10 protein-coding genes and 1 pseudogene are annotated in these 10,245 nt (G+C 36.3%); 4 read left to right on the forward strand and 7 right to left on the reverse strand.

Annotated elements, in window-relative coordinates; all coding sequences use genetic code 11:
* Together NWP25_RS00755 and NWP25_RS00760 are read left to right on the forward strand one after the other, a co-directional pair.
* The coding region (locus NWP25_RS00755; RefSeq protein ID WP_280698680.1) for a transposase at positions 1-523 on the forward strand (523 nt) is incomplete at its 5' end.
* A gap of 135 nt (positions 524-658) precedes the next feature.
* A pseudogene (locus NWP25_RS00760) lies at positions 659-865 on the forward strand (IS701 family transposase); the annotation flags it as partial.
* 265 nt (positions 866-1,130) lie between these two features.
* Here NWP25_RS00760 and trpC read toward each other — a convergent pair.
* Together trpC and NWP25_RS00770 are read right to left on the reverse strand one after the other, a co-directional pair.
* Positions 1,131-1,970, reverse strand: coding sequence for an indole-3-glycerol phosphate synthase TrpC (gene trpC / locus NWP25_RS00765; RefSeq protein ID WP_280657659.1), 840 nt, complete (start codon positions 1,968-1,970; stop codon positions 1,131-1,133).
* Between the two features lie 69 nt (positions 1,971-2,039).
* Positions 2,040-2,312: a HetP family heterocyst commitment protein gene (locus NWP25_RS00770; protein ID WP_280649665.1), complete on the reverse strand. Its 273-nt coding sequence runs from the start codon at positions 2,310-2,312 to the stop codon at positions 2,040-2,042.
* Positions 2,313-4,319: 2,007 nt separating this feature from the next.
* Between NWP25_RS00770 and NWP25_RS00775 the strand changes: the two genes are divergently transcribed.
* Both NWP25_RS00775 and NWP25_RS00780 read left to right on the forward strand, forming a co-directional pair.
* Entirely contained in the window at positions 4,320-5,852 is a 1,533-nt protein-coding gene (locus tag NWP25_RS00775; protein WP_280698682.1) for a sensor histidine kinase, read from the forward strand.
* 60 nt (positions 5,853-5,912) lie between these two features.
* Entirely contained in the window at positions 5,913-6,782 is an 870-nt protein-coding gene (locus tag NWP25_RS00780; RefSeq protein ID WP_280657657.1) for a response regulator transcription factor, read from the forward strand.
* On the opposite strand, the gene NWP25_RS00785 is transcribed toward NWP25_RS00780, so the two are convergent.
* The 5 genes from NWP25_RS00785 to NWP25_RS18605 form a co-directional block, all read right to left on the reverse strand.
* Complete coding sequence (locus tag NWP25_RS00785) at positions 6,779-7,099, reverse strand: DUF3082 domain-containing protein (protein ID WP_280649668.1); 321 nt, start codon at positions 7,097-7,099, stop codon at positions 6,779-6,781. The two genes, NWP25_RS00780 and NWP25_RS00785, sit on opposite strands and share 4 nt — an antisense overlap.
* Positions 7,100-7,164: 65 nt before the next feature.
* Complete coding sequence (gene ispE / locus NWP25_RS00790; protein WP_280649669.1) at positions 7,165-8,118, reverse strand: 4-(cytidine 5'-diphospho)-2-C-methyl-D-erythritol kinase; 954 nt, start codon at positions 8,116-8,118, stop codon at positions 7,165-7,167.
* Between the two features lie 19 nt (positions 8,119-8,137).
* Complete coding sequence (gene rsmA, locus NWP25_RS00795) at positions 8,138-8,953, reverse strand: 16S rRNA (adenine(1518)-N(6)/adenine(1519)-N(6))-dimethyltransferase RsmA (protein ID WP_280657655.1); 816 nt, start codon at positions 8,951-8,953, stop codon at positions 8,138-8,140.
* Positions 8,954-9,144: 191 nt separating this feature from the next.
* Positions 9,145-9,588 carry a sensor histidine kinase gene (locus tag NWP25_RS00800; protein ID WP_280649671.1) on the reverse strand — a complete coding sequence of 148 codons (444 nt, stop codon included), beginning with the start codon at positions 9,586-9,588 and terminating at the stop codon, positions 9,145-9,147.
* Complete coding sequence (locus NWP25_RS18605) at positions 9,579-9,725, reverse strand: PAS domain S-box protein (RefSeq protein ID WP_374913158.1); 147 nt, start codon at positions 9,723-9,725, stop codon at positions 9,579-9,581. Before NWP25_RS18605 ends, NWP25_RS00800 begins: the two co-directional genes overlap by 10 nt.
* Between the last annotated feature and the right edge of the window lie 520 nt (positions 9,726-10,245).

The following is a 10,245-nucleotide window of genomic DNA, read 5'->3' on the forward strand; positions in this document are numbered from 1 at the left end:
GGTAATGGATAGAGGTTTTGCAGGACTAAATTTTATGCGGGAATTAGTGCAAAAAGAAAAATATTTTGTGGTGCGAATTAAGAATAATTGGAAACTAGAATTTGAACCAGAAACTGGATTAGTAAAAATCGGTTCAGCAAGAGATGCTTCCCCTTATAGGGTAGTTAATTTTTGTGATTTAGAAACGAAAACAGAATTTCGCTTAGTCACTAATTTACCTGAGTCTGGAGAAGCGGCAGTTACAGATGATGAAATCAGAGATATTTATCGTTTACGTTGGAGAGTTGAACTGTTATGGAAATTTTTAAAGATGCATCTAAAATTGGATAAATTAATTACTAAAAATCTTAATGGTATTGGCATACAAATTTATGCCAGTCTCATCGCTTATCCAATTTTACAACTTGTATCTGTTCCTAAACAATGGGGTGAAAAGATGTTAGATAAATTACGCTACCTTCAAGCTTGTATGTGTCAACAAATCAGTTATGTTCATTGGATGGAAGATATTATGAGATGTTGACATTTTCACCTTTGATAGGACTACTATATCTAACTATGTAAAGTTTTGTAACAACATTCGACATTTCTGAGTCATTACAAGTTACTAAATTTCCCTAGTAACCATAAAAATACCGGAAGAACCAAAAAAAGTGATGTTAATTTTTCTAATCATCCACAATGGAATCATGACTCTGGATGGAATAATACTTTAAATAATCTGCGTCTTATTATCCAACTACTTTTACTATTTTGGTTAATTTATCCCTGGTTAAGTATTTTCCCCAATTCAGATTTGTTACTAGGATTCAATCATTTAATTGCCGCAATGAATCAATTTAAACCCTGTTATGCTTCTAGATAATTTAGCTTCTTTACTACTTGCTTATTCCGGAAAGTGACAGAAGACTGGTAAGTTTAAAAGCAAGAACAACCAATATAAAATTCATTCCCTTCCCTCAATTTTATATTGGTTGCCATTTATCATCCCGTTAAGTCTAACCACTGTAACGTGAGTTCTCTTGCTCCCTTAAGATGGGAACCTAGCCCGCTTGGGCGGGCTAATATCATAGTTTTAGTAGGTACAATGTACCCATACCCTTGAAAATGTGAGGTGGATCCAGTGTTAACTAATCACCTTTAATGAGACAACGCACTGCCATTTCTATGTCGTCTTGTTTAATTAAAGATTCTCCAACTATCACTGCATTAACACCAGCCTCAGCCACCAAAGATAAATCAGCATTTGTATATAATCCAGACTCGCTGACAACGATGACACCCAAGTTTTGTAACTGCGATCGCCTAGCTGCTAGCATTTGTTGCGTAGTGCTGAGATCAATGGTAAAGTCTTCCAAATTCTGATTATTAATCCCGATTAAGCGAATGTCATCAAGCTTGAGTACCCGATCTAATTCACTCAAGTTATGAACTTCCACTAAAGCATTCATTCCTAAATAGTGAATTACTCTGAGAAAGTCTTGCAGTTCCCGATCTGTGAGAATAGCTGCAATTAGTACTACAGCATCAGCTCCTGCTGCTCGTGCTAAATAAATTTGACACGGGTCAATAATAAATTCTTTGCACAATAATGGCAATGCTACCCTTTGGCGGATTGCACGCAGATTTTCCCAACTACCATGAAAGAATGCTGTTTCTGTGAAAACTGATATGCAAGCTGCGCCACCTTGCTCGTAAGCTTTAGCGATGGCTATGGGGTCAAAATCTATGCGAATGTTACCATACAGTGGTGATGTTTTCTGAACTTCTGCAATTAGTGCAGGATGGGAAGGATTTTGTTGCAAAGCGGTCAAAAAATCTCGCACGGTTGGCGCAGCTGTTAATTGGCGTTGCAAAGAAGCCAACGACATCTGCTGGTGCATTTGTGTTACTTCTTGCTTTTTATGCCAAACAATCTCTCGCAGAATGGGTTGCAGACGGGTATTGACAGTAGTCAGTGGGTAAATCATTAGCCGCTATGTATCTGGAAATAGGGTGACTCAGAAAGGATAAAGGATGAAATCTTGTCCCTACTGTTTTTAGAGTCGAATCCAGTTTGAGTTCATGTCAAATACTTCTTTTTTTTCTGTATCTTTTGACTTTGAGTTTTCTACTAAGCAATTATTCTTCAGCAGTCGAATGTAGGTGCGGTAAGGTATGTAATCTATAGGGTTGTAGCCAGAAAACCGGAGAATTAATACACAAGCCCAGGAATACTTGCCGGCAATAATTGCTTTGATAATTTGTTCAATTTGTTCTGTATTAATTTTCTTAGCTGTTTGTGTACTACAACTAGTATTTATGTGATGCATATCTTTCCCTCTTTTTTAATTTTGAGTCCTACATCTAGATTCAATTTTGATTCACATTTTTATCTAACTAACAATCTAAAATCATGGGACTTAGCTTTGAGAGTTTTAGTGGTAGTCTCATGCAATTTCTTGAATTACAGCCAATTTCACTATTTTTACTAGAAAAATTTCATATTCCGACGGGCTGATTACAGACATTTCTGGTGATGTGGAAAAAGCATTAACCAGAATTATGAGTTATTTGGAAAATAGGGGTGGATTTAACTAGTCAGCATTTTTATTTGCCTCATATATATCTAGTTAAACTAGCCCCTACAGATAAACCGTGTTGCAGAAGCAGCTTCTTTATTAAGACTACTCAATTTTTAGCTACAGATACATGATCAATTTTTGGATAGACTTATCTTTTCTTTCGATCTTGTTATTTATTGATTATCTTTGGGTGTAATACATGCCGTTTAGATTAACATCCAAGAATAACAAATTATACATACTGGTATTTGGTAAAATAAAAAAAAACAGGATTTTGCTACCTATTATTACTAATAAAATTCATGCTTACTTGTAAAAATAATTACTTTTTATTGTAGTCTAGCACTAGATTAATATTAAGTAAACTTTTATTTCCATGGTAATACTAGAAAAAGCAGTTAATTACCAATGTGCAGTTGAAAACATGATTATGGCAAATATGGTCATTTTTTAACTATAAATGCACAATATTTCTACATTCAACTCAGTAGATTTAATTGTAAAGCTAGGCATATAAAAGTTTCAATAGTGGATGCTGACAGTGTTTCCCTATGAATATGGGGAGTATGTGTTTATTTATACAAATAAATTTTAAGATTAACAAAAGTTAACACTTAAAAATCATGGTGAATAAAACCAAGGAAAAATAATATCATATCACATTATTAGTACATATGTTATTTTTATTTCGCCTTCCAATATTCTTGGAAAGAAAATTTTGTTAAAATAGATACATAAATTATTTACATTTTTTACAACTTTGGAGAGATGTTCTACTAATACTTATATGAATGTAAAAAAAAACGTATATCTCATGACAGATGACTCAGCACATTATTCTATAGTTGTATGTTTGAAAGGGTAAAATAATTAAAATTTAATTTATAACTACTAATTATCTATTTAGCCTCAAAGTTATAGACTACAAGTATCTAAATAAATTAGACACATTATTGATATTGTGAATAATGCGCTGGCGATTATATATATTCTTCTCACTTCACTCTAATCACAGTTTGCATTAACGCTAATTCAATTTATGACTTATTTGTATATTATTTTTTATCCATAAACTAGAACGCTACTTCTTGTATTTATTTTTTTTATAAAAATCTGGTCTTTTTACAACAAAAATACATTGTTTATTTATGTAAATAACTTGAAAAGCATACTTTATATTGGTAAAATGGGATAAAAAGCAACAATTACTATGAGAATATCTATAAGATTTCTTCATTTTAAGATAATCAGTCCATCAACAATTTTAAAAAGCTGTAATATTCAAAGTTTAATTGAATTAATTCCTAAATGATAAACAATAGTGATTAGGGATATGAATTCTGATAATTATAACTTAGCTAAATATTATGGATTTGTAATAGAGCTATAACCCAATCTTAAGTTTACTTATTTAGTGAAGTCAGTATTGAGATTTTTTATGTATTATAAAGCCTCCATTTTCTGAATTTTAAACTGTGATAGGTCATAAATAAGTTAAATATTTACATCAAACATATTTTCTATAAGATTTAAAAATATCTAGGATGTTGGTTAAAACAATGGTAAATATGATATTCACAACTAATATGTTTCCCCTCACATTAGAAGGTTATTTCCTATTCAAATTTATTAATTATATTCAGAGCATAAAATATTTTTGTTGGCAATCATATTTACCTAGGTATATGTTCAAAGTAGGTAGGTTGACTGTAAATTTGGGTGTGAAAAAAAAGTATGAAGTAGTAGAGGGTGAGTATGTACAAGTGGACTGAAGAAGTAAAAAATAGTGAAGAGCATTTACAATGGCAAGTTGCTGAACTGAAGAAAAAGGAGGCACAGATCCAACAATCTCTTTGTTTATTTCGTTCTACCCTAGAATCTGCTGCTCATGGCATTGTTGCAGTCAGTCTTCAGGGAGATATTCTCGGCTTTAATCAAAAATTTGTGGATATGTGGCAAATTCCAAGTTCCCTGATATTGTCCAAAAACTATGTTCAATGCCAAGGTTTTTTCCAGGATCAACTAAAATATCCAGAAGCATATTGCCAGATTATGCAGGAATTATCCAGTCAATCTGATTTAGAGAAGTTCGATATTTTGGAGTTAAAAGATGGGAGAGTTTTTGCTCAATACTCTCAGCCCCAATGGTTAGGGGGCAAGATTATTGGTAGAGTATGGAGCAGTTGGGATGTCACTGAATACCAACGAAGAGAAGAATTACCGAAGTTCAATAAAGCTAGTTTTTGGAGTTTAGCAGAAAGTACGAATGTTAGCATTTTTGTAATTGAAGGTTGGAATTTATCTTATATGAATCCGGCAGCGGAGGTATTGACTGGTTATACAAAAGAAGAATTATTAACTGGGTTTGATCCACGCCAATTGTTCAAGAATAAAAGGTGTAAGCAGTTACAGAATAAAGATTTAGAATACCAGGAAATAAAAATTCTGGAAAAAGATGGCAAAGAACGTTGGTTAGCTTGTGCAATACTAATGCTTGATGAACAAAAGATACCAGTACAGATCATAGCAGGTATTGATATTACTGACTATAAGCAAGGAGAGTCAGAACTGAACCAAACTTTAGAAAAAATGAAAGATATCAGAGAATTGAAAGCAGATTTTATGTCTATGGTCTGCCATCAATTCCGCACCCCACTGAATGTTATTTCATTTTCTAATAGCTTACTCAAAAGGTATATCAATAAATGTCAGGATGAGCAAACAAAACCATTACTTGATCACATTCAATCTGCTGTTGAACAGATCACCAAGATGTTGGATGATATTTTGTTTTTTGCGAAGGCAGAAGCTGCTAAACTAAACTTTGATGCCAAGCAACTGAATTTGGTTGAATTTTGTAATAACTTAATTGCAGAAATACAGGCAAGTGGTAGCGGGAACTCCATAAATTTCGTGAGTCAAGGTAGCTATATAAAAGTGTTTATGGATCAAAATCTGCTCGATCCGATGATCAGAAATTTGCTCGACAATGCCATGAAATATTCTCCTATTGGCAGCGTAGTTGACTTTAAACTCTTTTGTGAATGCGGGAAAGTAGTTTTCCAGGTTACAGATAGAGGTATTGGTATTCCCATCGACGATAGAGAACGATTATTTGAACCATTTTATCGAGGTAGCAATATTCATAATGTGCCCGGTACTGGACTGGGGTTATCTATTGTTAAAACCCTTGTGGACTTACATAAAGGTCACATTGCCGTGGAAAGTGAAGTTGGTGTAAGTACAACATTTACAATCATGCTACCAGCAGTAAAATCGAAGTTATGAATTCAGTAAAATATTTGCTAATTGTTCACTTGCCCAATCTATTATCTAATACAGGAATCCGTGAAAAAAATTCTCATAATTGAAGATGATGCTACCACCCGTAATCTCTACTTAAGGGGACTTAAGGCTGAAGGTTTTAACACTATAGATGCAGAAAATGGTCTTATTGGCATTGAAAAAGCACAAACTTATTTACCCGATTTAGTGGTTTGCGATATTGCCATGCCAGATATGGATGGCTATACCGTTCTCAATATCATGCGCCGACATTCTTCGACTGCGATTATTCCCTTTATTTTTCTCACAGGTAGCGATAATAAGACAGATATTCGTAAAGGCATGGAGTTGGGTGCGGATGACTATCTGACCAAACCTTCTACTTTAGAGGAATTAGTCAAAGCGATCACCATCCGATTGGAAAAGCAATCACTTTTGTGTTCCTGGTATGGGACGGAATCTCATCAAATGCCAGAATCAGTACCCGCAAACACAACTCCCTCTGACACAGAGAATTCAATCTTTCCAGCCATTCCTCATCTCAAAGAAGTTTTCGATTATATTGAAGCTAATTATCATCGAGGAATTACATTATCTAATGTGGCTGAAGCCGTTGGTTATTCACCAGCTTACTTAACAAGTAGTGTAGCCAAAAAAACTGGTGAAACTGTCAATGGTTGGATTGTCAGGCGCCGCATGGCTGCAGCTCGTCCGTTATTGAAAGATACTGACCAAACAATTGAACAAATTGCCACAAAACTGGGTTATCAAAATGCTTGTCATTTCTCACGCCAGTTCCGTCAATATCACGGCATACCTCCGAAAACTTGGAGAAACCAAAACCAAGTTTCTCAAATTTTCACTACTAAGAAGCCGCAACTAATCAATCCTCGTTCTGAACATCAAAACTATGCACCTTTAGTCCGAAGTTAACTGTTTTTGGCTTTTGTTAACTGGTGCACCAATAATTGGATTGCCAAAGCTAACAAACCGATTCCAACTATACCAAAGATACCTGTTCCCAAGGCAACTACACCTACAACCAAAGTACGAACAGCAGAACCAATATTGATGACCATTGGGTTATCTGAATGGATGGGTTTAGTAGCAAAAGTTGTCGCTATGGATATCATCAGCGAATACATAGCATATGCTAGTGCCCCGGAAAATATGGCTCCTGTCATACAACGTAAAGGGGTGGGTGGAACCTGATCTTGAGCTTCTGGTTGTGTTAATTTTGGGTCACTCATGTCTTTTTTATGTCTCTGTGTCTTGGTGGTAGGTTTGGATTTTGCTCAAGCTCATAAAAAACTTTTTAAGTTGATTGTGCCATCTGAATGCCATGTGTAATAGTCCGAGTTACAAACAGTTCTAAATTCTCATCAGGAATTGCTGTCCTCATTTGTAGCTTAACTGCTTGTGCTTGTTGTTCAGACTCTACGAGGGCAAACACTGTGGGGCCAGAACCAGACATCATAGTTCCTAAAACGCCTTCTTGACTAGCAAATAGTTCTCGCAATTGTAAGACTTGAGGATAGGCTGGCAAGACTACACGTTCTAAATCATTGTGCAGTTTTTCGGCAATTTTTCTTGGGTCTTTCTTCAGGATAGCTTTGACTATTTCTTCTGAATGAACTGCGGCTGCACGGGCTGCTAGATTTTCTGTGTCTCTGAGATAAGAACTACTAAATTCTTGCCGATAGGTTTTGTACGCCCAGGCTGTGGAAACTTCGAGGCTACGATACTTTGCTAATACCATATATGTATGGTTCAAACTTGGTAAAGGAGAAAGTTGTTCTCCTCTACCAGTGGCAATCACTGTTCCACCTGCAACACAAAACGGGACATCTGAACCAAGAGTGGCACCTAGTTCTTCTAATTCTGATTTGGTTAGTCCGAGATCCCAGAGTAAATCTATCCCCATTAATACGGCTGCAGCATTTGTTGAACCTCCCGCCAATCCAGCCGCTACGGGAATGTGCTTCCTAATGGTAATTTCTACACCTCCATATTTAGCCAAGGCCTGGGGAAATTGTGTGGCCATTAGCGCTGCTGCCCTGTATGCTAGATTACTTTCGTTTGTGGGTACTTGTGGGTGGTTGCAGTTGACGCAAATCTTTTCATTACTTAAGGGTTGTAGATGAATTTCGTCCGCTAGTTCAATACTTTGTAGTATCATAGCTAGCTCGTGATAACCATCAGGACGGTCGCTGATGATTTCCAGATACAAGTTGATTTTGGCGGGAGCAATTAGAGTGTAGGAACGCATATTTGGTGCAGAGTTATAGTTACTCAGTTGCGAGTAAATTAGTTAATGTTACCCATTGCTGAACGCTGAGGTCTTCGGCTCGGACTTGGGAATTTATTTCTAATTGTTCCAGTAAGTGAGTCAAGCGATCGCGTTCAACAACTGATTGCAAGTTATTTCTTAACATTTTGCGTTTGGCGCTAAATCCCAGTTTTACAAAATTTTCCAATTTTCGGGGGTCAAGTGCTGGTATTTCTATTGATCGGGGACGCAACCGCACTACGCTTGAGTCTACTTTTGGTGGTGGGTAAAATGCGGCTGAGGGAACTGTACAAATCAACTCACAATGGGCTAAATACTGCACCCGCACACTCAAGGCTCCAAAGTTACTGGAACCAGGTTTAGCATATAGTCTTTCGGCTACTTCCTTTTGCACTAGTAACACTATGCATTCATAGGGTTCTGGGTTAGGGTTGGGGATAGTGCCTAGCAATTTCTCTATGATTGGCCCTGTGATATTGTAGGGGATATTTGCTACTACTTTATTAGTCCTTTGAAATTTGGGAAATGCTGCTAAGTAGAATGGTAAATCTAAGGTGAGAAAATCCCCTTGCAATAGTAAAAAGTTTTCTTTTTTTCCTAGTTGCTTGCCCAACTGGTTACACAAATCAACATCTATTTCCACTGCTAGGAGTGCTCCCACTAAGGGTAGTAAACGGCGAGTGAGAATGCCAGTACCGGGCCCTATTTCCAGGACGCGATCGCTTTGGCGACATTCTGCGGCTTGAATAATTGCATCCAGTGCCTTTTCACTTTTAAGCCAATGTTGAGCAAAAGACTTGCGCGGTCTGATCATTATTTTTCCTGACTATATTTAGTTTTGAGATGTTCTTAATTGTGTTTTTTATTTATCTTGACATATATATTTACTTATGGTAAGTTTTAAGGCTGATAAATTTCCACCTAAAATTAAGGTTATCACCTACATAACCACTAATCTAAAACGAGAAACAGAGTTTATTACAAAAGCCATGGTACTGCACCATACTAAAGTCCTGTAACTTTATCCACATCTTTATTAGTAAGGAAAACATCGAATATTTTTCTCAGTATTTTTCCAGGTATTCGCCGACCATTATCGCCAATGCGGATTTTTACCCTGTTAGTATTGACAACTACAGTAATAATATAAATTTGTCCCTGTTCTGGTATGAAATATTCTTCCATGGCATCAATAGCATTACTCAGAATATTCATCAATACCTGATTCATCTGCCCAGGATAGCCTTGAGAGGTAGGCAGTTGACCATATTCTTTAAGGACTAATATTTGTGGATGATTCTGTTTTCCCTTGAATAACTTGTGCAGAATCCTCAAAGTATTATCAAGACCATGGTGGATATTAACTTGTTTAAATTCGCCTTCATCTAAACGTGAGAAATTATGCAGAGATAAAACAATTGCCCGAATCTTATCGGTTCCTATCTGCATAGGTTGATAAACTTCGTTATAGAATGACCGACTATTTCCTCAAGGCCATATCCCAAAATTGCGGTGATGTTGGGTGAATGATGAGTAAAAATACTGTTTGACGTCAGAGTGTATATCAGGTCGCTGGTATTTTCCACGATGCTACGAAACTGTGATTAAGTCTGTTGCGGGGTTGCTTCGGCGCCTTTACGTTCTGTAGCGTCAGTACATATTAATTGATAGTATTACTTTAGCGTTATCTTAGCTAACGCTAAAGGTAACTAAAATTATCTTGGTTAGGGGTCATGTAGGGAAGGCACCTTAGACAATATCCACATACATGTGTTGAGATTGAGTAAGGTAGATTTTATGTAAGTGCATTTACCCGCACAGAGACAGAAACTGCCTTAACAATCGGTAGCGGGCATTGAAAGGTGTGAGAATTTGCTAGAATGGGTTGTTCACATGGACAAGTTCTGGTTAACCTTTACCCAGAACCTAATCACAACAAGGCTTTTATAAGTTTGCTTGTCCCTAAAAAAAAATTTTGCTCAAGCCCTTGACGAAGCGCAATAGAATAGTTATATTAAATAGGTGGCGAGGCAAAAGCCGAAAACACCTGAACCGAGAAAACAAAATACTTTGAAAGCGAAAGAATAACCAATCCTCGTCAAGAAG

Source organism: Umezakia ovalisporum Ak1311 (assembly GCF_029891685.1).
In the GTDB taxonomy this organism is placed as follows: domain Bacteria; phylum Cyanobacteriota; class Cyanobacteriia; order Cyanobacteriales; family Nostocaceae; genus Umezakia; species Umezakia ovalisporum.